Below are 22149 nucleotides of genomic sequence, written 5' to 3'. Positions count from 1 at the left end.
GTCTCCTCAGGTCCGTTGGAACATCTTCAACATGCGCTGGGTGACGAGAAAGCCACCCGCGATGTTGATGGTCGCGACGACGAGCGCAATGCCCGCCAGCACGGTCACGATCGTGCTGGCGTTGCCCGGATGCAGCAACGCGCCGATCACGATGATCCCGCTGATCGCATTCGTCACGCTCATGAGCGGCGTATGCAGCGAGGGCGTGACATTCCAGACCACCTGATAGCCGACGAACACAGCGAGCACGAACACCGTGAAGTGCGCGACGAACGCCGGCGGCGCGACCGCGCCGAGCGCGAGCAGCAGCAACGCGGCCGCGACGAGCGCCGCGAGCGACCAGGCGCCATTGCGGCGAGCGGCTTGCGCGGTGTCTTCTTTCGCGTGGCCGGTCGCGGCGACAGCGGGCTTCGTCTGCGCAGACGCCTGCGGTGCGGCGCTGACCTGTACCGGCGGCGGCGGCCAGCACACCTGCCCGCGCTGCATGACCGTGGTGCCGCGCTGCACGACGTCGTCCATGTCGAGTTCGAGTTCGCCGTTCTTCGCGGGCGTGAGATCGGTCAGCAGATGGCGGATGTTGGTCGCGTAAAGCTGGCTCGACTGGTTCGCCATCCGGCTTGGCAGATCCGTGTAGCCGATCACGGTCACGCCGTTCGCATTCACGACTTCGCCCGCTCGCGTGAGTTCGCAGTTGCCGCCCTGCTCGGCCGCCATGTCGACGACCACGCTGCCCGCGCGCATGCACGCCACCGTCTTCGCGTCGATCAAGCGCGGCGCCGGCTTGCCCGGAATGAGCGCCGTCGTGATGATGATGTCGACCTCGCGGGCCTGAGCCTCGAAAAGCGCCATCTCCGCTTCGATGAACTTCGCGCTCATCTGTTTGGCGTACCCGCCTGAGCCGCCGCCCTCCTCCTCGATGTCGATGCTCAGGAACTCCGCACCCATGCTTTCGACCTGCTGGCCGACTTCGGGGCGCGTATCGAACGCGCGCACAATTGCACCAAGACCGCGTGCGGCGCCAATCGCGGCCAGCCCGGCCACGCCCGCACCGATCACGAGCACCTTGGCGGGCGGCATCTTGCCGGCCGCCGTGATCTGCCCTGTGAAAACGCGGCCGAAATGCTGGGCCGCCTCGACCACCGCGCGATAGCCGGCCATGTTAGCCATCGAGCTCAGGGCGTCGAGCTTCTGCGCGCGCGAGATGCGCGGCACGCAATCCATCGCGAGCACCGTGACCTCGCGCGCCGCCAGTTGCTCGAGCAGCGCCGCGTTTTGCGCAGGCCAGATGAAGCCGATTAGCGTCGCGCCCGGCTTGAGACGCAGTACCTCGTCGCTCGAAGGCGGGCGCACCTTGATGACGATATCCGCGGCGCTCAGGAGCGCGTGCGCATCGTCCACGACGCGCGCACCTGCCGCGCGGTAGGCGTCGTCCGGGTAGGACGCGCTCACACCCGCTGCCGTTTCGACTTCCACGGCATAACCGAGTTTGATCAGTTGTGCGACGCTTTCGGGCGTCGCCGCTACGCGTCGTTCGCCTTCATATGTCTCGCGGGGGACCGCAATTGTCATCGCCATGATGCGCCTCCGTGCTTCACAACCTGGAGCGCCGCGGCGCAAACAAACGGAATCGGCGGCGCGCCAATGCATCTGGCGCGCCGAAAGCGTAGCCACGACTTCATGAAACGTCTCCTGCTGATGTTGGAATGCTTTTTGTGCCGCGGCTCGATGAGGGCTTTGCCCTATGACACGCCCAGTGTGGGCGAATTGCCGCTCTTGAGATAAGCGATCGCCGCCTCGCGCGCACCGGCAATGGCGGCGGCCTCGCTTTCGAATACGGTTTCGTCGACCACCCATTGACGGGGCAATACAGCGGCCGCCGGTTCATCGGCAGCGGCCTCGACCGCGTGAATGGCGGCGAACGCAGCCCAGCCGCCGTTGTGGATCATCTGACGGGCCGAGAGTTCGACCTCGAAATGTCCGAGTCTTTCGGTGTGCATCGAAGAGCTCCCGAGGTTTCAGGATTGCTGTGCCTGTGCTTCGAGTTCGGTGATGCGTTTCTTGAGCGCGCGCTCTTCCTGGAAGCGCGCCGTTTCGTCGCGAATCACAGCGACGATACCGTTGAGTTCGCCCTGCGGCGAGTGCAGCAGCGCCACGGTGAAGGCGATGGAAAGCGCCTTGCCCGCCTTGTCCACGGCCGGCACGCGCAGCACGTCGTTGCCGTAGCGCGTCTGTCCGGTCGCCATCGTCTTGTGATAGCCCTCCCAGTGGCGCCCGCGCAGCCGCTCGGGAATGATCAGGTCGAGCGTCTTGCCGAGCGCTTCTTCCTGCGTATAGCCGAACATGCGCGTAGCCGCCGGATTCCAGTATGTGATGTCGCCTGCTGCGTCGGAGATGACAATGGCGTCCCCAATGGCGTTTGCGAGCTGCTCGAAATCGATGGCGGATTGCATGGCGATGACTATGTGGGGTAAGTCGTTTGTCGTCGTCGCGCGGCATGCATTGCTCATGCCGCGCGGCGTCCTGCCTGCCAGTCTGGTATTGCAGTGTTGCGCGGGTGCGGCGTTGGCCGCGCCCGCTTTCTACGTACTGCGTTCAGCTTGGGGAACGCACAGCGGACCTCAAACTGCGCGCGTCTCGTGCAGCGCCGCGATCTGCTGCGGCGTGTAGCCGAGGCCGGCCAGCACCTCGTCGGTATGCTCGCCGAGCAGCGGCGAACCCGTGATCTCCGGCTTCAGGTCCGAGAACTTGATCGGGCTGCCCACCGTGAGGTACGAGCCGCGCTCCTTGTGCGGCACTTCGACAATAGTACCGCTAGCGCGCAGCGAAGCGTCATCCGCAATTTCCTTCATGCTGAGCACCGGGGCGCACGGAATGTCGAACTTGCGCAGAATGTCGACCGCTTCGTACTTGGTCTTGTCGGCGAGCCAGGCTTCGATCGTCGCGAAGATGTCGAAGATATGCGGCTGGCGCGCCTGTGCCGTGTTGTAGTTCGGGTCGTCGATCCACTCCGGCTTGCCCAGTGCGCGGCAGATCGGCTCCCACGCGTGGCCCTGCACCGTGAAATAGATGTACGCGTTCGGATCCGTTTCCCAGCCCTTGCACTTGAGCACCCAGCCCGGCTGGCCGCCGCCGCCTGCGTTGCCGCCGCGCGGCACCACGTCGCTGAACGAGCCGTGCGGATACTGCGGATATTCCTCGAGGTAGCCCACGCGGTCCAGGCGCTGCTGGTCGCGCAGCTTCACGCGGCACAGGTTGATCACGCTGTCCTGCATCGACACGGCCACCTTCTGGCCCTTGCCGGTTTTGTCGCGGCCGATCAGCGCCGTGAGAATGCCGATGGCGAGGTGCATGCCGGTGTTGCTGTCGCCGAGCGCCGCCGCGCTGACCGTGGGCGGACCGTCCCAGAAGCCCGTGGTCGAAGCTGCGCCGCCTGCACATTGCGCGACGTTCTCATAGACCTTGAGGTCGTCGTAGTGGTGGCCTTCGCTGAAGCCCTTCACCGAAGCGACGATCATCTTCGGGTTCAGTTCGTTGATGCGCTCCCACGTGAAGCCCATGCGGTCCAGCGCGCCGGGGCCGAAGTTCTCCACCATCACGTCCGACTCGCGAATCAGCTTTTCCAGCACTTCCTTGCCTTCGGGCTTCTTCGTGTCGAGCGTGAGCGAGCGCTTGTTGCTGTTGAGCATCGTGAAGTACAGCGCGTCTGCGCCGGGAATATCGCGCAATTGCGAACGCGTCACGTCGCCTGAACCCGGGCGCTCTACCTTGATCACGTCCGCGCCGAACCACGCGAGCATCTGCGTGCAAGCGGGACCGGCCTGTACGTGCGTGAAGTCGATGATCTTGATTCCGTCGAGGGGCTTGCTCATTTCTCGTATCTCCTGGTCTATCTGATCTACCTGATCGATGGGGGCTTATTTCTTCATGGCCGCGCTTTGCGGATTCAGATTCGTGAGGCGACCGCTTTCGGTCCCGGCCGATTCGTCGATGACTGCGTTGATCAACGTGGGCTTGCCCGACGCGATGGCTTCGAGCAGCGCGCTAGTCAGCTCTTCGGGCGTGGTCGCCTGATAGCCGATGCCGCCGAAGGCCTCGATCATCTTGTCGTAGCGCGCGTTCTTCACGAACACCGTGGGCGCGACGTCGCAGCCGCCGCTCGGGTTGACGTCGGTGCCGCGATATACGCCGTTGTTGTTGAAGACGATCGTGCAGACCGGCAGGTTGTAGCGGCAGATCGTTTCGAGTTCCATGCCCGAGAAGCCAAACGCGCTGTCACCTTCGATCGCCACGACCTGCGTGCCGCTCGTCACCGCTGCGCCGACCGCGAAGCCCATGCCGATGCCCATGATCCCCCACGTGCCCGAGTCGAAGCGCTTGCGCGGCTGATACATGTCGATGATGCTGCGCGCGTAGTCGAGCGTGTTCGCGCCTTCGTTGACGACGTTGATGTCGGGGCGCGTCTTGAGCACGTCGCGGATGGCGCGCAGCGCGCTGTGGAAGTTCATCGGCGACGGATTCTTCGCGAGCGTCGCGGCCATCTTTTCGAGGTTCTTGTTCTTGCGCTCGGCCACCGCATCGAGCCACTCTGCCGGCGGCTTCGGGAAGTCGTTGCCGAGGCCTGCAACGAGCGCTTCCACGCACGAACCGATGTCGCCGATCACGGGCGCTTCGATGGCGACGTTGCTATCGATTTCGGTCGGCGCAATGTCGATCTGCACGAACTTTTTCGGTCCGGCTTCCGCGCCCCAGGTCTTGCCCTTGCCGTGCGAGAGCAGCCAGTTCAGGCGCGCGCCGATCAGCACCACGGCATCCGACTCGGCCAGCACGAACGAGCGCGCGGCCGATGCCGATTGCTCGTGCGTGTCGGGCAGCAAACCCTTGGCCATCGACATCGGCAGATACGGAATGCCGCTCTTTTCGACCAGTGCGCGGATCTGCGCATCGGCCTGGGCGTAGGCGGCGCCCTTGCCGAGCAGGATCAGCGGACGCTTCGCATTCCTGATGACGTCGAGTGCACGCTGCACGGCATCCGGTGCGGGAATCTGGCGCGGCGCGGCGTCGACCACCTTGATGAGCGACTGCTGGCCCTTCACGGCGTCGATGGTCTGCGCGAGCAGCTTGGCCGGCAGGTCGAGATACACGCCGCCCGGGCGGCCCGAGACCGCAGCGCGAATCGCACGCGCCACGCCAACGCCGATGTCTTCCGCGTGCAGCACACGGAACGCAGCCTTGGCATAGGGCTTCGCGGCGTTGAGCTGGTCCATCTCTTCGTAGTCGCCCTGCTGCAGGTCGACGATCTCGCGCTCGCTCGAGCCGCTGATGAGGATCATCGGGAAGCAGTTCGTGGTCGCGTTGGCCAGTGCCGTCAGGCCGTTCAGGAAGCCCGGCGCGGAAACGGTCAGGCAGATGCCCGGCTTCTTCGTCATGTAGCCCGCCACGGCCGCGGCGTTACCGGCGTTCTGCTCATGCCGGAAGCCGATGAAGCGCATGCCCTCGGCCTGCGCGAGACGCGCGAGATCGGTAATCGGAATACCGACGAGACCGAAGATCGTGTCGATATCGTTGAGTTTCAGCGCGTCGATGACGAGATGAAAACCATCGGTCGTTTGCTGCGCTTGCGGCACAGGGTTCTGCTGTGCCTCGTTGATGCCTGCTTCTGCCATGACGTCTCCTCTTTGGCGGGGCGTAGTGTGATTCGTGATATACAATATTCCACACACAATATTAGTCAAGACGTTTTTTTACGGATGCTACGTTTGCTGCACTGCGTCGCACCGCGCTGCCCCGATGCCGGCTCACGCGATCGCTCGCAAAGCGGCAAACTTTGATGCGGCACACCATGGGCGAGTTCTTTCAATCAACCCAAACGTCCCAACGAATTTGTTACGGACTCCATACTTTTCTTTCAGCATCGCGACGCTCATTCAAACGAACCGCGGATCGATGCCGCTTACTCATGCGCCGAGCCGATGTATATCGGCGGCTCGACACGGCGCACGCTACGCTTCAGTCCAGAAAATCGCAGTTGGCTTCCACGAACAGCGCGAGTTCTATCGAGTGCTGCCGCACGAGTTGCTCGACGCGCTCGGTGTCGCGCGCCTCGAGCGCTTCGATAATGCGCATATGCTCCACGATCGAGCGCGACGCGCGATCACTCTGCGCGATCGTCATGCGCCGGATCGCGCGCACATGCATGAAGATGTTCTTGATGGTGTCGACGATGATGGGCGACTTCGAAAGCTCCACCAGCGACTGGTGGAACATGATGTTCGCCTCCGAGTACTCCTCTATGTGGTCCGAGGGCGTCGAATCGCCGAAGGTCGCGAACATGCGCCGCAGACCTGCAATGTCGTCGTCCGAAGCGCGCTGGGTGGCCAGGCGCGCAGCGATGCTTTCGAGCGCGGCCCACATATAGATCATCTCCACGATCTCCTTGCGCGTCTTGCGCAAGATGTAAACACCGCGACGGGGCACCGTGCGTAGGAAGCCCTCCTGCTCCAGCAGCGTCATCGCTTCGCGCACCGGTGTGCGGCTCACGCCCAGCTTTTCGGTCAGTTCCTTCTCATCCAGACGGATCTCGTCTCGCGAGCGGTAGATGTCGGTTTCGGCAATGGCCTGCTTGAGCTTCGCGTAAGCCTGATCGCGCAGCGAAGCGGTCGCGTTGATCGGCTCCAGCGTCAAGGTGACCGGGGGCATCGCGGTGAGGAATTCTCTTTCGGCGGACATCGGTCGTTTGTCTCCAACGTTCTGTTTAGCCGTTACTGCTGGGGAATTTCATATTTCCAATACAATATATCAGCAGAACGCTCGCGACTAAGCGGGGTTTACGCGTAACCGGCGCGCATTTCTCACGATTCGCGGGTTTGCCCTCAATACATAGCTTTCTACTTATATTTTTCTAAAAAAACTTTAACTATCGTTTATTCATTGGCGCTTCTACTCTTGCTTCACGGTACTCGACACGAGGAGACAGCCATGAGCCACCTGGACACCCGCCACGATCATCAACTGGAAGCGCAACTGTGCGCGTTCAATACGGCATTTGCCGAACTGGGCCTGCGGTTTCGCTGGGACGCGCGCACGCTCTACTCGCTCGCCTCGGTCGCCGGTGAACATGCGCGCGTCGCCGCTTATATCGAGGCGAATCACCCGCATCTGCTGAAGGCGTACAGCATGGAATTTCTGTGCGAGGCGATTCTCGCTCGCAAGAACGCGCAGGCACCGGGCGAGTGGCCGCTGGCAGCGCCCGCCCCACGCAGTTCGCAGGAATGGGGGATGGCCGCCGCCATGGAGCAGGATTGGCGCGAAGGCGGTTTGCCCGCGCTCGCAGGCGCGTAACACTTGCGCACGCATGCGCGAGCCCGATAAAGACGAAACCCGTCTGGATGCGTCGCGCGCTACCGCGCTATCCAGACGGGTTCGGTATTGAAGGACAACTAAGGGGTACTGGGCAGGCCGGCGCGCTCAGGTGTTGCTGCGGGCCTCGGCCTCTTCCTCCTGCAGCTTGCGCCACAGAATCTTGCCGCTGCCCGATTTCGGCAGCGCCTCGACGAACTGCACGATGCGCGGCGCCTTGTAGGCCGCCATGTTGTCGTGCGCCCAGGCGATGATGTCGTCTTCATTCACGCTGCCGACCTCCTTCGGGTCGAGTACGACGACCGCCTTCACGGTCTCGCCGCGGCGCGCGTCCTGCGTACCGATGATGCACACCTCGTTGATTGCGGGGTGCCGGTACATCAGCGCTTCGACCTCGGCCGGCCAGACCTTGTAGCCCGACGCGTTGATCATGCGTTTGAGGCGATCGGTCATGAAGTAATAGCCTTCCTCGTCGCGCCGTACGAGATCGCCCGTGCGCAGGAAGCGCTTGCCGTCGCGTTCGATGAACGCTTCGCTCGTCGCCTTGGGGTTGCGCCAGTAGCCCTGCATCACCTGCGGCGCATGCATGATCAGCTCGCCCGATTCGCCGGGCGGCACCTCCTCCAGCGTAATCGGATCGACCACGCGCGAGTCGACGTCGAACACCGGAATGCCGAGACACTGCGGCTTGGGACGCTGCGGCGGATTGATATGGGTGCCCGCCATGGTTTCCGACATGCCGTAACCTTCGACGAAGTCGAGCCCGGTCAGATCCTTGAGCTTCTTCACCACCGCGTCGGGCATTGTCGCGCCGCCGCCGCGCATCCAGGCTAGGCTCGACAAGTCGTACTCGTGAATGCGCGGGTTCGAGATGAAGTCCACCACCATCGTCGAGATCGCCTGCCAGCCGTTGATGCGGTAGTGCTCGATCGCACGCGCCGCGGCGTCGCGATCCCAGCGCGGCAGCAACACCACGGTCGAGCCGTTGTAGATCGGGCTGTTCATGCCGCCCTGCATGCCTGTTACGTGAAAGAGCGGCAACACGGAAAGTTGTACGGCATCCTGATTACTGCCGAACCAGTTGCAACCGCCCGCGGCTGTCGCCATCACGCTGCGATGCGTATGCATGCAGCCTTTGGGCTTGCCCGTGGTGCCCGAGGTGTACGGCATCACGCAGAGATCGTCGGCGCCGGCGGTGAGCGCGCCGGGCACGCAGCGCGCCTCGAGCACGTCGGCCCAGTGCGCGACACCCGGACCACTGACGCAGCGCGGCGCGCTCACGAATTCGGGCGGCGGCGAAAACGGCTCGCACTTCAGATAGTCGCTATACGTCGCAACGAGCAGGTGCTTGAGGCCATCGCCCTCGCCTTCCTGCACGAGCGGCGCAATACGCGCATAGAGATCCTGTGCGACGAAAGCGGTCGTCGCGCCGCTGTCTTCCACGTAGTGCGCGAGCTCGTCGGTGAGGTTCATCGGATTGACCGGCACGACCACGGCGTTGGCGCGCAGGATGCCGTAGTAAGCGATGACCCATTGCGGGCTGTTCTGCATGTAGAGCAACACGCGGTCGCCGGCCTTCACGCCGCACTCTTGCTGCAGATACCCGGCTACACGCTCCGCCTCGTCCTTGAACTGCGCGAACGTAACGGGCGTGTCGTAGAAGACGATAAACGGTTTGTCGGGATAGCGCGCCGCCGAGACCTCCGCGTTATAGAAAAGGTTCGTCTGCGGAATGCTCAGATGCGGCGAAAGTTGCGCGGGCCAATGGGGCGATCTCGAGGAAGGCGAATTTACGGAATGCGTCGGGGCAGACGTGGACATGGCAAGCTCCGTCGGGCAAGACTGGTGAAGCACGCGGCCGCCAGCCGCGCGCAGCGGCGTGACGCCACGTACCATGCGAAATCAGACGATGCTCGCGCCGCCATCGACGGCGAGATACTGGCCCGTCATATGCCGCGACGCCTGGCTCGCGAGAAACACCACGGCGCCCTTGAGATCGTCGTCGTCGCCGAGACGGTGCAGCGGCGTATGGTCGATCACCACCTGCCCGAGCTTGTCGAGCAGGCCGGCCGACATCTTCGACGGAAAGAAGCCCGGGCAGATCGCATTCACGTTGATGTTGTACTTGCCCCATTCGGCCGCCAGCGCGCGCGTGAAATTGATGGCCGCCGCCTTCGAGGTGTTGTACGCGATGGTCTGCATGGGCCCGAGCGAGCCCTTCAGCCCGGCAATCGAAGCCACGTTGATGATCTTGCCACGCTGGCGCGGGATCATGCTGCGCTTGCCCACTTCGCGCGCGAGGAAGAACGGCGCGTTCACGTTCAGGTTCATGACCTTGTGCCACGCCTCGTCGGGGTAGTCCTCCGCGGGGGCGCCCCACGTAGCGCCCGCATTGTTCACGAGGATGTCGATCTGACCGCAGGCCGCGAGCGTCTCGTCCACGAGCGGCTTGACGGCTTCGGCGCGCTGCAGATCGCTCACGATCGTGGTCGCCTTGATGCCGAGCGCCTGCAAATGGCTCGCCGCCTCGGCGAGTTCGTCGGCCTTGCGCGCGGTAATCACCACATGGCAGCCCATCTCGCCTAGCGCCTGCGCCATCTGCAAACCCAGCCCGCGCGAGCCGCCGGTGATGAGTGCGACCTGACCACCCAGCTCGAACATTTCCCTGACCCGCATGCTTTCGTCTCCTTGATGTCTGTCGACCGGCCGAAGTTCCGCATTGCGGAACGCGATGAGATGCCGACGATTCTAGCGGGGCCCGCCAGCCACGAAAATAGGGAAAAGCACGACCGTTCATTAAATAACATTTGTGCTTTTGTGTCCGGCTCTATGCGGCCTGAGTTGTCTCAGAAACGAAATGCAGCGGCAGATACTTGCACGCGCAACCGTTGCAATCGCGCGACAGCCAGCGTTTTCAGCCTTTTATCGAGCGTCTATCATCGGCCCCCGGTCAGCATCCACTGGCTTGGCACACACGAAATACGGCCCCGGTACCCCGGCGGTCCGAACAACTTACAACACGCAGCAGAAGAAAAAGGATCCCATCGTGAGACATACCCAGATTGCATCGGCCATCGGCGGCGTTGCCCTCGCTCTCGCTTGCCAGCACAGCTTCGCGCAAAGCTCGGTCACGCTGTACGGCATCGTCGACACCAGCATCCGTTACCTCACGAACGCTAACGCGCACAACGACAACGAGTTGCAGATGACGCAGGGCCCGATCACCGGCAGCCGTTGGGGCCTGAAGGGCTCCGAGGACCTCGGCGGCGGCCTCTCCGCCGTCTTCCGCCTCGAAAACGGCTTCAACCTCTGGAACGGCCAACTGGCGAGCTCGAATACGCTGTTCAACCGGATGGCGTACGTCGGGGTATCGAGCAACAAGTACGGCACGGTCACGATGGGCCGTCAGAACACCCCGCTGTTCGATCAGCTCGGCAACACCTTCGACCCGCTGACCGTCGGCAACTTCGACCAGGACGGCTGGCTGCCGGGCGCACTCGGCTATGGCCTGCGCGAGAACAATTCGGTCAAGTACGACGGCAAGTTCGGCGGCTTCGAAGTCGAAGGCATGTACAGCTTCGGCGGCGTGGCGGGCAGCGTCGGCGCGAGCAACATGTACGGCTTCACGGCCACCTACGCGGCCGGTCCGGTCCAGCTGCTCGCGGGCTACCAGCAAAACAGCGACGCGCACAACAACAAGTACCGCGTGGCCAACCTCGGCGCGGTCTATGCGCTCGGTTCGGTTCACCTGTACGGCGGCTGGCTGTGGGGCCAGGACAACACGGGCGTGGTGGACCAGTACATGGCGGCTGCGAATTCGCCCGCGGCGATCAACTTCGTGACGCCCGTGACGAAAACCAACCGCATCGACAACGGCCTCTATGCCGGCGCCACGTGGCAGGTCACCTCGCCGCTGCAACTGACCGCAGCGTACTACTACGACCACGCCAAGAACGGCCTGAACGAAGACGGCGTGACGCTCAGCACCGGCGTGCGCTACTCGGCCGTGCTGCTGGCCGAATACTCGCTGTCGAAGCGCACCGAAGTGTATGGCACGGTCGACTTCATGCGCGGCACCGGCTCGGCAACCGCCGACTTCCCGGGCCGCAACAATCAGACCGGTGTCGCAGTCGGTTTCCGCAACATCTTCTAAAAGCGGATTGCATCGCCGGGTCTGACTACCGGCACAGCGGCGGCGCCGCGCTTTCGGGCGCAGCGCCGCCGTTTTTTTGCGCGCGTTCTCGTGAGCGGCGCCCCGACAGCGCCAGTCCCGCGATATCTCAGATTCGTCTGATTCCCCTGCAGGATGGCGTCGATAGAATTTTTCTGTCTCCCAGAAACGTTCGACGTCAGGCCGCCCCATGTCCCAATCCGCGCAGGAAAAACTTCTCGCAGCCTTCGAAGCCCACGCGCACGCGCCCGACAATACGGACCTGCTCATGCAGATCTGTGAAACGCTGGTCCAAGCGCGGCGCGACGAGCAGATGCTGCCCTGGGCCGACAAAGGACTCGCGCTCGCCCCCGAGCACCGCGGGTTCATCCATGCGCGAGGCCGCGCGTTGCGCCTGCGCGGGCGTCACGCCGAGGCAGCCGCCAACTGGCTCGCGCATCAGTCGTTACCGTGGGGCCCGCTTTTCTGCGAAGCGCGGATCGGACGCGACCTCTACCTGAGCGGCGAAACGCAACGCGCCATCGACCACCTCGAAACCGCGTTGAGCCGCCATCCGGCGGACCTCTCGCGAGACGCGCTAAGGGCGCGCAAGTGGCTGGCCGAAGCGTTGCTGAGCCTCGGCGACACGCGCGGGTTCACACATTGGCTCGAACGCAATCGCAGCGACAGCGGCAACTATCGCTACGCCGAAGCGCCGATGTGGAGCGGCCAACGCGACCTGCGCGGCGAACGCGTGCTCGTGACGCACCAGATGGGCTTTGGCGACCAGCTCCTGTTGTTCGCGTCCGTGCGCCAGTGGCGTGACGCGGGCGCCGAAATCATGCTCACGTGCGACCACGCAATACATGGTCTCATGCAGGCTTCCTTGCCCGGCTGCATCGTGCTTGGCACCGCGCGCCCGCTTGCGCAGAGCGCGCCCCTGCCGCCCGAAACGCACGACACGATCAAGGCATTCGCGCCGACGCTGCAGGCCACACTGCTCCATCTGCCACTGCTCGCCGCCGCTGATTCACCGCGGCCCCAACCGTATTTCGACGCTTATCTGCGTGCGCCCGCGGCAGCGCGCGAACGGGCGTCCACGTGGTCGCAAACGTTGCGTGCGCGCGCGCCAGGCAAACGCCTCGTCGGCCTGTTCTGGGACTGCGCGCAACAGCACGCCCCGGAAGTCGGCAGCAAGGAGCGTTGCTGGGCCGGCTTGCGCAGCGTACCGCTCGAGCAAATCGAGCGCCTGACGACCCACCCCGCGCTCACGCGCGAAGTGCAGCTCGTCAGCCTGCACCACCCCGCCGCCGAACTGGCGAACGGCACGCCCCGTGGCGCGGTGAGTCACTACGGGCCCGGCATTGCGAGCTTTGCCGACACGGCGGCCTGCATCGAGCAGCTCGACGTCGTGTTGAGCGTGGACGCCGTCGCCGCAAACCTGAGCGCAATGCTCGGCAAACCCACCGCCGTGCTCGTCAACCCGACCGGCGAATGGCGCTGGGGCCGCACGGGTGCACGCACGCCGTGGATGAGCGCGGCAACGGTCCTGCGCCAGACGCAAATGGGCGAATGGCACGACGTCGTCTCGCGCGCCATCGGCTGGTTGCTTCGCAGCTAAATCGCGCGGCAGGCATCGTGTGATTTTTCAAGGCAAACGAGCGGGCCAATGCCCGCTCGTTTGCTTTGGTTCATCGACATCCCTTTAATGCATTCGCTCATTTAATTACCTGCACATTCATTACGTTTTAATTACGATTAAAACAAAATGCTTTCGCATATAGCCGAACTTCCCAGGGATTACTACGGGGTGTAGTCAAGAAGCATGCAAATGTTTAACGCCGGGCGTACACTGCTCGCGCACGGCCCGTTACGGGGGGGCCGCTCCAAGCGATACAACCAAGCCACACAACGCAATGCCGACACGTGCATGAGATCGCGACAAGCGCCAAAACGCCAACCGTGATCGAGGAGACATGGCATTGCCCTAGTTTCACAGGAGAAGAATCAACATGAGCTGGACGCGTGAACAGAAAAACGTCACGATCGCGGCGTACCTGGGATGGACGCTCGATGCATTCGATTTCTTTCTGATGGTTTTCGTTCTGAAAGACATCGCCACCGAATTCAACACCAAAATCCCGGCAGTGGCTTTTGCCATTACGCTGACACTGGCCATGCGCCCGCTCGGCGCGCTGATATTCGGCCGACTCGCCGACAAATACGGCCGCCGTCCCACGCTGATGATCAACATCGCGTGCTATTCCCTGCTCGAACTGCTCACGGGCTTCTCGCCCAATCTCACCACCTTCATCGTCCTGCGCGCGCTCTTCGGCGTCGCGATGGGCGGCGAATGGGGCGTGGGCTCCGCGCTCACCATGGAAACCATTCCGCCCAAGTCGCGCGGCATCGTTTCCGGCCTGCTGCAGGCGGGCTATCCGAGCGGGTATTTGCTCGCCTCGATCGTGTTTGGCGTCCTGTATCAGCACATCGGCTGGCGTGGCATGTTCTTCGTCGGCGTGCTGCCTGCGCTGCTCGTGGTCTATGTGCGTTTGCACGTGCCCGAGTCGCCGGCCTTCAAGGAGATGCAAAAGCGCGCGCGTCCGAGCCTCATCAGCACGCTCAAGCACAACTGGAAGCTTTCGCTCTACGCCATCGTGCTGATGACGGCGTTCAACTTCTTCTCGCACGGCACGCAGGATCTGTATCCGACCTTCTTGCGCGAACAGCATCACTTCGATCCGCACACGGTTTCGATCATCACCATCGTGCTCAATATCGGCGCGATCGTAGGCGGCCTCTTCTTCGGGCAGATGTCTGAAAAAATCGGACGCCGCAAGGCCATCTTCATCGCCGCGCTGATCGCGCTGCCCGTGCTGCCGCTGTGGGCATTCTCGCAAGGCCCCGTGCTGCTCGCACTCGGCGCGTTCCTCATGCAGATTTCGGTGCAAGGTGCGTGGGGGGTGATCCCGGTGCACCTCAACGAAATTTCGCCTGACGAAGTGCGTGCGACCTTCCCTGGCCTCGTCTATCAGCTCGGTAACCTGTTCGCTTCGGTGAACGCCACGCTGCAGGCGTCGCTTGCCGAAACGCACAACCAGGACTATGCAATGGCCATGGCGATCGTCGCCGGCACGGTCGCCGTCGTGATCGCCGTGCTGATCCCGTTCAGCCGCGAACGTCGAGGCATCGACATGACGCAGACCGCGAAAGAGGTGTCCGGCGTCTGACGTGCGGGCGGCCCCGTAACGCCGCGCTGCAGCAACACAATAAAGGCCGTGCCGGGTTCACCCGCACGGCCTTTTTGCTGATCTTGACCGGCGCCCGCATTCGCACACCGGGTAACACCTCCTGGCTGCACGGCGCGTGGCGTTGCATGATGTAAGCGAACAGGCATTTGCAGTCGGTTGATATACCGCCCGGAGGTCCACCATGAGCGAAACGCCCCAGCCCGATCCGGCGAGCCCTGTGGCAGTCTCCGCTCAGGCAGCGGCAGCGGCCCCAGCTACGGCGCTGCCAGCTAAGGCGCCGCCACCCAATACCGACGGCATCTGGTACGCCTCGTACCCTCCCGGCGTGCCGCACGAAATTGGCGCGAGCCAGTACGCCTCGCTCACACACTTCTTCGACGATTGCACGGCGCGCTTTGGCGAGCGCGTCGCCTATGTGAGCGCGGGCTCGCCGATGACCTACGCCGCGCTCGCCCGCAAGGCCACGGCGTTCGCGTCCTGGCTGCAAGGCGCGGGTGTACAGCGAGGCGAGCGTGTCGCGATCATGCTGCCCAACACCTTGCAGTATCCGGTTGCTCTCTTCGGCGCACTCAAGGCGGGTGCGGTGGTCGTCAACGTCAATCCGCTCTACACCGTGCGCGAACTTGCGCATCAGTTGCAGGACAGCGGCGCGCAGACCATCGTCGTGTTCGAGAATTTCGCAGCCACGCTCGAAGCGGCCCTGCCCGGCACGCAGGTGCAACGCATCGTCGTGACGGCGCTTGGCGACTTGCTCGGCGAGGGCGTGAACCTCAAGGGCCGCTTCATCAACGTCATGCTGCGCCACGTGAAGAAGATGGTGCCGCCCTACCACCTTCCGCACGCCGTGCGTCTTCTCGATGCGCTCGCGCACGGCGCGCGTGCACCGCACGCCCCGGTGGCGACGCGCGCGGAGGATCTCGCGTTCCTGCAATACACGGGCGGTACGACGGGTGTCGCGAAGGGTGCAATGCTCACGCACGGCAACGTGCTCGCGAACGTGCAGCAGGCAAAGGCCTGGGTCGGCAACCAGCTCGACGCCAAGGCCGAGACGGTGCTCACACCGTTGCCGCTCTATCACATCTATTCGCTCACCATCAATGCGCTGATCTTCCTCGCGCTCGGCGGCCGCAACATCCTGATCGCCAATCCGCGCGACATCAAGCGCGTCATGAAGGTGCTGCGACACGAGACGTTCAGTTGCATCAGCGCGGTCAACACGCTCTATAGCGCACTGCTCGATAACGCGGAGTTCCGCGAGCGCGACTTCTCGGGCCTCAAGCTCGCGATGGCGGGCGGCATGGCCATGCAGAAAGCCATCGCCGACCGCTTCCGGGCCGTGACGGGCAAGTCAGTCGTGGAAGGCTATGGGCTCACCGAATGCTCGCCGATCGTCTCGATGAATCCCGTCGATGTCGAACGCCTGGACGCGGGCCAGGCGCATCCGGAAGGCTCCATCGGGCTGCCCGCACCTTCCACGCAGGTGCGCTTTCGCAAGGACGACGGCACGTGGGCCGGCATCGGCGAACCCGGCGAGCTCTGCGTGAGGGGCCCGCAAGTGATGAAGGGCTACTGGAATCGCCCGGACGAAACGGCAAAGGTGTTTGCCGATGGATGGCTCACGACCGGCGACATCGGCGTGATGGATGCGCGCGGCTATATCCGCCTCGTCGACCGCAAGAAGGACATGATTCTCGTGTCGGGGTTCAACGTGTATCCGAACGAGATCGAGGACGTGCTGGCAATGCATCCCGGCGTGCGCGAGGTGGCGGCAATCGGCGTGCCCGATCCGGTGCAGGGCGAGCGCGTGAAGGTATTCGTCGTGAAGCGCGACCCCGCCCTCACGGAAGACGCGCTGATCCAGTTCTGCCGCCAGCAGCTTACGGGCTACAAGGTGCCGCGCATCGTGGAGTTCCGCGAGTCGCTGCCGCAATCGACCATCGGCAAGATCCTGCGCCGCCAGTTGCGCGACGAGGAAATCGCGAAAACCGCGAAGACCCCTTAGATACGAGACGCTGAAGAAGGAGCGCCACGAAACGATAAGGTCTACCAGGCAGCGTTGCGAAACATCACCCCGCGCGCGTTTGCGAGGCGCTCAAGCACGAAGCGATCCGAGGGGCGCAACGCGCCTATCAAGGCTGCGCCGGGCTCGAGCCGCCGCGCGATCCGCGCGTGCCACAGGGTGCCGATGTCGTCGTCCGTCACACCGCCGCCATGGTCGCCGATGGCCCACGCAACGCATCCCGCGCACGCCGCTTCTTGCGCGAGCGCGCGTCCTCGCGCGAGCGCCGGGTCGAACACCACGCCATTTGCCGAATTCAACGCCGCACTCGCACGAGGCGCGCGTTCGCCCAACGCAACCCGCAGCGCTTGCGTCTGCCAAGCCGCGCCTAATGCCACGGCACCTACATCGCAGAGAAAAGCCCGCCTGTCCATCTAGCCCTCCGTGCGCCCTCCTGCCGATCGCTACGCAGTCCTGAAGTGAATCGATCACGTATAGCCGCGTTGCGCGCGCCACGCCGCGGGCCAGACGCCCTGCTTGCCCGGCGAGAGCACGCCCTGTGGATCGAGCGCATCCTTCACGGTTTGCGCGAGCCGCAACAGCGCGCCGTCGTTAAACGCGTACTGCGCCGCGGCGTAATCCATGTAGAGCAGATGCGAACGGTATACGCCGTAGCCGGCCGCGCCCGCGTCGCTCATCAGCGCGCGTAGCAGGTCACCCGCGCGCGCCGCGTCGTCACGGCGCTCGCGCGCGAAGATCGCCGCGAATACATGATGCAGATAGCGCCCCGCCGCGGTGAAACCGCCGTAGTAATCGAAACCGTACTCGGCCGCGCGCGCCTTGACGAGCGCATACTGGCGCAGCGCGTCGCGGCCGTCGGCGGGACATAGCGGCGAGAAGTCCACATGCGCGCCCTCGCCGCCGCGCCAGTCGAGCATGCGAAACGCGCTCATCGCCGGAATGCCCGCGAGATTGCGATCCGCGCCACCCTGCGGTTCTTCGCCTTCCACATAGCGCCGCGCAGAAAAACGCACGCCAGGTACACCAGCGAACGCACGCTCGACAATGCGCCGCTCCATGTCGATTACCTCGGGCGCGCCATAAAGCGCGTAGTGCAAATTCCAGCGGCCGACGCCCAAGTCGCGCTGCATGGCGGCGACAGCGGCCTCGGGCATCGCGCCCTCGCCTTCGTACCAGCGCGAGCGTGGCGCAAGGCTCGCGGCACGCCGGATTGCGCCTTCGATCGCGGCGTGCTGCCGTATCGTGCCGCCGAGCTGCAGTGCGCGCAGCGTATCGACGAGCACGCCGAGATCGTCCTCGCGCGCAAACTGGATCTCGCCAATCACGAACGCCTGCGGCGCCGGCATGAGCCAGAGTCCCATCTTCGTGACGACGCCGTAGTTCGACTGCGTGAAGAGCGCGTCGAACGACGGCCCGTAGCCCGGCCTGTAAAGTTGCCACGCCGTGCCGTTTTCGATCGCCCCCATGCCGGTGCGTACCACGTCGCCGTTGGCGAGCACGACTTCCATGCCGCACTGCGACGCGGCGTGGTCGCCGTAGGCGGTCGTGCCGAAGCCGCGCTCGAGCGTGTTGCCCACCACGCTGCCCCAGCCCGCTGCGGGCGGATCGACCCACAGGCGCAGATGCTGCTCACGCAGGTGCGCATGCAGATCGAAGTAACTCACGCCAGGCTCGACGCGCGCCCACGCGAGACGCTCGTCGACTTCGAGAATGCGGTTCAGGCGCTGCAGGTCGAGCACGACCGAGCCCGCCAGGCGCGGTGCGGCGCCGCCATAGGCGAAGTTGCGTCCCGTGGAAACGGTCCAGAGCGGCACGCGCGTTTCGTTCGCCACGCGCAGGATCGCGCGGATCTCTTCGACATTCGCGGGGAGGATCGCGGCCGACGGCGCGAAGGCATGGGCATCGGCAACCGGCACGAACGGGTCGAAATACGGCTCGAGCGAGGCGCCGCCGCGGCAGACGTTCGGCGCCCCGACAATGCCTTCGAACGCGGCGAGCGCACGCGCGAAACGGGCCTCGTCGATGCCGGGTGGCAAGGTCGGCGCGGCGTCGCTCATCGGCCCGCTCTGCTGGCGTCGTTCATCGGCCCGCTCCGCTAACGTCGCTCATCGAAACCATTGTCACCACTGCCCGGGCTTGCCGCCCAGCGCGCCGCAGACCTCCAGCGCGATCTCGTGCAGCTTCGGTTCTGTCTGCGGCCCCGAAAGCGCATAGCCCGTGCGTTCGGTGCTCCAGTAGAACGTGCGGCGATTGCCGTCGCGCAAGAGACGCACGGGGTCACGCTCCGCGGCCGAACCGGCCACGTAGAGCGTGAGGCGCTCACCCGCATCGTTCTCGTACATGAACTGCGCCGCCGGACCCGTGTTGCCGGGCAACAGACGTCCGCCTACGAGCGTATAACCATACTCCGCGAGCGACGGCACCGAAAGCGGCTTGCCGAGGCGCTTCGAGAGCCACGCGACGAGATGCGCCTCGTCGGCGGCACCCACTTCCACGGGATGCCGCTGCTCCGGCGAATAGACGGCATAGGCAATGTCGGCGCGGCGCGCGAACGCTTCGGGCGTTTCGCGGCGCACGGCCCCCGGCGCCGAATCGGCGACCCGTTCTGGCGCGAGACCCGCGAACTGCGGCACGACCAGGGCGGCCGTCACCGAGAGCCCTGCGCCCACGGCCACCCACGCCGCCGCGATACCCGCGCGCCACCACCACGGCACGCGCGGACGCAGCACGAGCACGGCAGGCGTGGCGGCGGCGGCGTCGGCACCGGGCACCTCACCCTCGCCAGACACGCGCGAGCCTTCGCACAAGGCCTTCAGCGCGGCCTTCTGCGCGCGCCAGGCCGCGACACGCGCCGCCGCGCGCGGATCGTTCGCGAGGTGCGCCTGCAGCGCTTCGCGCTCGCCCGCGGGCAGTTCGCCGTCGACGAAAGCGCCCAGCATCGCAAGATCCTCTTCAGCGCCGCTGTCAGGGGCACCAGGCGGCGCGCCATCGCGTTCGTGGCCGAGATCGTCGTCATTCATCGTAGCGTCCCCACCACCCTGAGCGGCGCCGCGCGTTGCGCCGACTCGCGGCCCGGATCCTGCACCGGGCCCGTATCGAGCAACGCGCGCAGATGCTCGCGCGCCCGCGAGAGGCGCGACATCACCGTGCCTGCCGGCACCCCGAGCACCGCCGACGCCTCGCTGTAGCTCAACTCCTCCACACACACGAGCAGCAGCACCTCGCGCTGCGCCGCCGGCAAGGCATAGAGCGCCCGCTGCAGATCGCGCAGCACGAGACCATCCACTTCGCCGTGCGGCGCTTCGAGCGTGCGCCACGGCGCGGCTTCGTCGTCTACTGCGATCTCGCGCCGGCCGCGCAACTGGTCGATGTAGAGATGGCGCAGGATCGTGAACAGCCACGCGCGCAGATTGCTTTGCGGGCGAAACGAAGTCCAGCGCGAGAGCGCGCGCTCCGCGGCGTCCTGCACGAGGTCGTCAGCCCACGCGGCGTCGCCGGTCAGGGCGCGCGCGTAGCGTCGCATCGGCGCGAGTTGCGCCACGACCTGTGCCTCGAACTCCGGCGACGGTTGAAGCAACACGCCGCACGCCGCTCAGTAGCCACCGCCCGACGAACCGCCCGAGCTGGTCGACGACGCCCCGCCCGGATTCATGTCGCCACAAGCAGTCAGGCCTGCACCCGCAACGCCGGCCAGCGCCGCCCAGACGACATACGCAAGAATTTTGCGAAACCGCTCCATGATCCCCTCCATTGAGGTCCATCGCCGATATCGCGTAAAACGTTGCAGCCGGTGCGCTTATTCCGCGCAAGCAGCGATTTCGCTTTTCGTGCGCCGCCGCGCCCGCCATCCACGGCCGACCAGGTGCCAATAAAGTGCCAATACGGCGCTCCGACGTGCGCCGCCGCACGGAACGCAGCCCTCGCGCACCGCGAGAATCGTCGCAAGCGGATCGACATGCGTCGTGCAGGCGAGCGATGCGCCGCGGTACCAAGCTTCAAGCCGGCCGCGAATCGGTCGAGCATGGCCGGCCGTCATGGACTACGCTGTGAGGGTGAGCGCATGCGCGTCGAAACGTCACGGGTCTGACAACACGAGTGACATATCGTCAGCAGGTCTCGCCCTCGAAAACCACTGTCGCTGAACATTGCAACCTGTCATCCGGGCGCTCGCTTCCCAGCGGCCGACGACAAGGGACGCAGCGATGCATTTTTCGTCAATCTGCGGTTGCGGCCGCGAGCCGGTATAGTTCTGCAGTAAGCTTATTCCCCGCACGCGCGCTTCGCCGACACAAGGTAGAATCGCGGCGAGCAAACGTTTCCAACTGATTGCGGCATTGCGCCGCCTGGCCAAATCTAGTCCATGCCTTCCGCAGAATCGCACCCGCAAAACGACTTCATGAACGCCGCGCGTAAGGAAAGAAAGCGCGTCGAAATCTATCTGGTCAACGGCATTCGCCTGACCGGATGCATCGAGTCGTTCGATCAGTACCTGGTGATGCTGCGCACGCCCGTTGGCCTGCAAGGCATCTACAAGCGCGCCATTTCGACCATCCAGCTCGACACCGGCACCCGGCCGGGTCCGCGCCCGGGCGGCGCTCGCAGCTCGCACGGCGAGCATACGAGCCGCGGCCCGCACGGCAGCCATGGCGGCCATGGTCCGCGTGAACAACGAGAACCGCGTGAATCGCGCGAGCCGCGCGAAAACTGGTCGGCGCCGTCCGGTGCACCCTCGGGTGCACCGGGCAACGACCGTGCGTCCCAGGACGGCCCGGTCGTCGTCACGCGCCGCCGCCGCCTCTACGGCGCGGTGAATAACGGCGGCAACGGCGGCGAAGGCTCGGGCAACAGCTAAGCCGCTGCGCGCTGGCTGCACGCCGCGCAGTTTTTCAGAACAGTACGGGCGCGCCACGGCGCGCCCGCTCTTTTGCGCGCGCTTCGTCGAGTTCAACGCAGTTGCGCTTCTGCGCCTCGTTCTGCGCCTCGAATCGGCCTGGCGGTCGTCGCTCACGGTCACGATCCTGGCTTTGCGTTATTCTGAACATGACGCCTATCGCCAGGGAGACCGCCATGAGCGCATCCAAGCCGAAAGCCCCGCAGCCCTCGCAGGAAGACCCGCTCGACGAAGCACTCGACGAAACCTTCCCCGCGAGCGATCCGATCGCCGTGGACCCTACGCCCACCCGCTCGCAACCCAAGCCGCATTCCGCAGACGAATCCCACAAGGGCCGCGACACGCATCGCCACGGCAAGCACTGAGCGCGCCCGGCACGGTCGCAGCATGAAAAAAGGCGGAGCGCCATTGGCGCTCCGCCTTTTGCGTGTCGCATCTGCAGTCTCGCAAGGCTGGACGCAAACAGGCGCCCAGGCCATAC

General features: G+C 64.7%; 21 protein-coding genes. 7 read left to right on the top strand and 14 right to left on the bottom strand.

All coding sequences use genetic code 11. The annotated features are described in order from the left end of the window. Positions 1 to 6: 6 nt before the first annotated feature. The 6 genes from U5A57_RS24690 to U5A57_RS24665 all read right to left on the bottom strand — a co-directional run bounded on the left by U5A57_RS24690 (position 7) and on the right by U5A57_RS24665 (position 6726). The gene (locus U5A57_RS24690) at positions 7 to 1575 is read right to left on the bottom strand and encodes a Re/Si-specific NAD(P)(+) transhydrogenase subunit alpha (RefSeq protein WP_321914255.1); all 1569 of its coding nucleotides are present in this window, start codon (positions 1573 to 1575) and stop codon (positions 7 to 9) included. 164 nt (positions 1576 to 1739) lie between these two features. Further along, positions 1740 to 1997 (bottom strand): hypothetical protein, encoded by a 258-nt coding sequence (locus U5A57_RS24685; protein ID WP_321914254.1) that lies wholly within the window; start codon positions 1995 to 1997, stop codon positions 1740 to 1742. A gap of 18 nt (positions 1998 to 2015) precedes the next feature. Further along, positions 2016 to 2450: a PAS domain S-box protein gene (locus tag U5A57_RS24680; RefSeq protein ID WP_321914253.1), complete on the bottom strand. Its 435-nt coding sequence runs from the start codon at positions 2448 to 2450 to the stop codon at positions 2016 to 2018. A gap of 168 nt (positions 2451 to 2618) precedes the next feature. Continuing rightward, a complete protein-coding gene (frc, locus tag U5A57_RS24675) occupies positions 2619 to 3869 on the bottom strand; it encodes a formyl-CoA transferase (RefSeq protein WP_321914252.1) in 1251 nt (416 codons plus the stop codon). Between the two features lie 45 nt (positions 3870 to 3914). After that, the gene (gene oxc, locus U5A57_RS24670; RefSeq protein ID WP_321914251.1) at positions 3915 to 5663 is read right to left on the bottom strand and encodes an oxalyl-CoA decarboxylase; all 1749 of its coding nucleotides are present in this window, start codon (positions 5661 to 5663) and stop codon (positions 3915 to 3917) included. A gap of 343 nt (positions 5664 to 6006) precedes the next feature. Continuing rightward, the gene (locus U5A57_RS24665; protein ID WP_321914250.1) at positions 6007 to 6726 is read right to left on the bottom strand and encodes a GntR family transcriptional regulator; all 720 of its coding nucleotides are present in this window, start codon (positions 6724 to 6726) and stop codon (positions 6007 to 6009) included. Positions 6727 to 6975: 249 nt separating this feature from the next. Here U5A57_RS24665 and U5A57_RS24660 point away from each other — a divergent pair, with 249 nt between their 5' ends. After that, entirely contained in the window at positions 6976 to 7338 is a 363-nt protein-coding gene (locus tag U5A57_RS24660) for a hypothetical protein (protein WP_321914249.1), read from the top strand. Positions 7339 to 7464: 126 nt separating this feature from the next. On the opposite strand, the gene U5A57_RS24655 is transcribed toward U5A57_RS24660, so the two are convergent. Beyond that, positions 7465 to 9177, bottom strand: coding sequence for a long-chain fatty acid--CoA ligase (locus U5A57_RS24655; protein ID WP_321914248.1), 1713 nt, complete (start codon positions 9175 to 9177; stop codon positions 7465 to 7467). An 81-nt stretch (positions 9178 to 9258) separates the two neighbouring features. Further along, entirely contained in the window at positions 9259 to 10032 is a 774-nt protein-coding gene (locus tag U5A57_RS24650) for an SDR family oxidoreductase (RefSeq protein WP_321914247.1), read from the bottom strand. A gap of 367 nt (positions 10033 to 10399) precedes the next feature. Between U5A57_RS24650 and U5A57_RS24645 the strand changes: the two genes are divergently transcribed. The 4 genes from U5A57_RS24645 (at position 10400) to U5A57_RS24630 (ending at position 16759) form a co-directional block, all read left to right on the top strand. Beyond that, positions 10400 to 11509, top strand: a complete 1110-nt coding sequence (locus tag U5A57_RS24645) for a porin (protein WP_321914323.1) — start codon at positions 10400 to 10402, stop codon at positions 11507 to 11509. Between the two features lie 208 nt (positions 11510 to 11717). Further along, positions 11718 to 13127, top strand: coding sequence for a hypothetical protein (locus tag U5A57_RS24640; protein ID WP_321914246.1), 1410 nt, complete (start codon positions 11718 to 11720; stop codon positions 13125 to 13127). Between the two features lie 391 nt (positions 13128 to 13518). Continuing rightward, entirely contained in the window at positions 13519 to 14736 is a 1218-nt protein-coding gene (locus U5A57_RS24635; protein ID WP_321914245.1) for an MFS transporter, read from the top strand. A 202-nt stretch (positions 14737 to 14938) separates the two neighbouring features. Beyond that, complete coding sequence (locus U5A57_RS24630) at positions 14939 to 16759, top strand: AMP-binding protein (protein WP_321914244.1); 1821 nt, start codon at positions 14939 to 14941, stop codon at positions 16757 to 16759. A 41-nt stretch (positions 16760 to 16800) separates the two neighbouring features. Here the strand turns inward: U5A57_RS24630 and U5A57_RS24625 are convergent, their stop codons facing one another. The 5 genes from U5A57_RS24625 to U5A57_RS24605 all read right to left on the bottom strand — a co-directional run bounded on the left by U5A57_RS24625 (position 16801) and on the right by U5A57_RS24605 (position 20516). Continuing rightward, on the bottom strand, positions 16801 to 17076 hold the full coding sequence (locus tag U5A57_RS24625; RefSeq protein ID WP_321914243.1) for a hypothetical protein: 276 nt from the start codon (positions 17074 to 17076) through the stop codon (positions 16801 to 16803). Positions 17077 to 17244: 168 nt separating this feature from the next. After that, entirely contained in the window at positions 17245 to 18834 is a 1590-nt protein-coding gene (locus tag U5A57_RS24620; RefSeq protein WP_321914242.1) for an FAD-binding oxidoreductase, read from the bottom strand. A 63-nt stretch (positions 18835 to 18897) separates the two neighbouring features. Further along, positions 18898 to 19797, bottom strand: a complete 900-nt coding sequence (locus U5A57_RS24615) for an anti-sigma factor family protein (RefSeq protein WP_415765855.1) — start codon at positions 19795 to 19797, stop codon at positions 18898 to 18900. Next, positions 19794 to 20357, bottom strand: coding sequence for a sigma-70 family RNA polymerase sigma factor (locus U5A57_RS24610; RefSeq protein WP_415765853.1), 564 nt, complete (start codon positions 20355 to 20357; stop codon positions 19794 to 19796). Before U5A57_RS24610 ends, U5A57_RS24615 begins: the two co-directional genes overlap by 4 nt. A gap of 12 nt (positions 20358 to 20369) precedes the next feature. Then, positions 20370 to 20516 (bottom strand): hypothetical protein, encoded by a 147-nt coding sequence (locus U5A57_RS24605; protein ID WP_321914241.1) that lies wholly within the window; start codon positions 20514 to 20516, stop codon positions 20370 to 20372. Positions 20517 to 21137: 621 nt separating this feature from the next. Here U5A57_RS24605 and hfq point away from each other — a divergent pair. Continuing rightward, positions 21138 to 21629, top strand: coding sequence for an RNA chaperone Hfq (gene hfq, locus U5A57_RS24600; protein WP_321914240.1), 492 nt, complete (start codon positions 21138 to 21140; stop codon positions 21627 to 21629). A 34-nt stretch (positions 21630 to 21663) separates the two neighbouring features. Here the strand turns inward: hfq and U5A57_RS24595 are convergent, their stop codons facing one another. Continuing rightward, positions 21664 to 21846 (bottom strand): hypothetical protein, encoded by a 183-nt coding sequence (locus tag U5A57_RS24595; protein WP_321914239.1) that lies wholly within the window; start codon positions 21844 to 21846, stop codon positions 21664 to 21666. Between U5A57_RS24595 and U5A57_RS24590 the strand changes: the two genes are divergently transcribed. Beyond that, positions 21845 to 22033, top strand: coding sequence for a hypothetical protein (locus tag U5A57_RS24590; RefSeq protein ID WP_321914238.1), 189 nt, complete (start codon positions 21845 to 21847; stop codon positions 22031 to 22033). The two genes, U5A57_RS24595 and U5A57_RS24590, sit on opposite strands and share 2 nt — an antisense overlap. Positions 22034 to 22149: the final 116 nt, after the last annotated feature.

This window comes from Paraburkholderia sp. J11-2 (assembly GCF_905220185.1).
Classification (GTDB): Bacteria; Pseudomonadota; Gammaproteobacteria; order Burkholderiales; family Burkholderiaceae; genus Paraburkholderia.
This window is presented reverse-complemented; position numbering and strand designations above follow the sequence as displayed.

Excerpts from the sequence above, each read along its gene's own strand:
- U5A57_RS24690 (WP_321914255.1), bottom strand. The coding sequence starts at position 1,575 with ATGGCGATGACAATTGCGGTCCCCCGCGAGACATATGAAGGCGAACGA.
- U5A57_RS24685 (WP_321914254.1), bottom strand. The coding sequence starts at position 1,997 with ATGCACACCGAAAGACTCGGACATTTCGAGGTCGAACTCTCGGCCCGT.
- U5A57_RS24680 (WP_321914253.1), bottom strand. The coding sequence starts at position 2,450 with ATGCAATCCGCCATCGATTTCGAGCAGCTCGCAAACGCCATTGGGGAC.
- frc (WP_321914252.1), bottom strand. The coding sequence starts at position 3,869 with ATGAGCAAGCCCCTCGACGGAATCAAGATCATCGACTTCACGCACGTA.
- oxc (WP_321914251.1), bottom strand. The coding sequence starts at position 5,663 with ATGGCAGAAGCAGGCATCAACGAGGCACAGCAGAACCCTGTGCCGCAA.
- U5A57_RS24665 (WP_321914250.1), bottom strand. The coding sequence starts at position 6,726 with ATGTCCGCCGAAAGAGAATTCCTCACCGCGATGCCCCCGGTCACCTTG.
- U5A57_RS24660 (WP_321914249.1), top strand. The coding sequence starts at position 6,976 with ATGAGCCACCTGGACACCCGCCACGATCATCAACTGGAAGCGCAACTG.
- U5A57_RS24655 (WP_321914248.1), bottom strand. The coding sequence starts at position 9,177 with ATGTCCACGTCTGCCCCGACGCATTCCGTAAATTCGCCTTCCTCGAGA.
- U5A57_RS24650 (WP_321914247.1), bottom strand. The coding sequence starts at position 10,032 with ATGCGGGTCAGGGAAATGTTCGAGCTGGGTGGTCAGGTCGCACTCATC.
- U5A57_RS24640 (WP_321914246.1), top strand. The coding sequence starts at position 11,718 with ATGTCCCAATCCGCGCAGGAAAAACTTCTCGCAGCCTTCGAAGCCCAC.
- U5A57_RS24635 (WP_321914245.1), top strand. The coding sequence starts at position 13,519 with ATGAGCTGGACGCGTGAACAGAAAAACGTCACGATCGCGGCGTACCTG.
- U5A57_RS24630 (WP_321914244.1), top strand. The coding sequence starts at position 14,939 with ATGAGCGAAACGCCCCAGCCCGATCCGGCGAGCCCTGTGGCAGTCTCC.
- U5A57_RS24620 (WP_321914242.1), bottom strand. The coding sequence starts at position 18,834 with ATGAGCGACGCCGCGCCGACCTTGCCACCCGGCATCGACGAGGCCCGT.
- U5A57_RS24615 (WP_415765855.1), bottom strand. The coding sequence starts at position 19,797 with ATGAATGACGACGATCTCGGCCACGAACGCGATGGCGCGCCGCCTGGT.
- U5A57_RS24605 (WP_321914241.1), bottom strand. The coding sequence starts at position 20,516 with ATGGAGCGGTTTCGCAAAATTCTTGCGTATGTCGTCTGGGCGGCGCTG.
- hfq (WP_321914240.1), top strand. The coding sequence starts at position 21,138 with ATGCCTTCCGCAGAATCGCACCCGCAAAACGACTTCATGAACGCCGCG.
- U5A57_RS24590 (WP_321914238.1), top strand. The coding sequence starts at position 21,845 with ATGAGCGCATCCAAGCCGAAAGCCCCGCAGCCCTCGCAGGAAGACCCG.
- U5A57_RS24595 (WP_321914239.1), bottom strand. The coding sequence starts at position 21,846 with ATGGCGGTCTCCCTGGCGATAGGCGTCATGTTCAGAATAACGCAAAGC.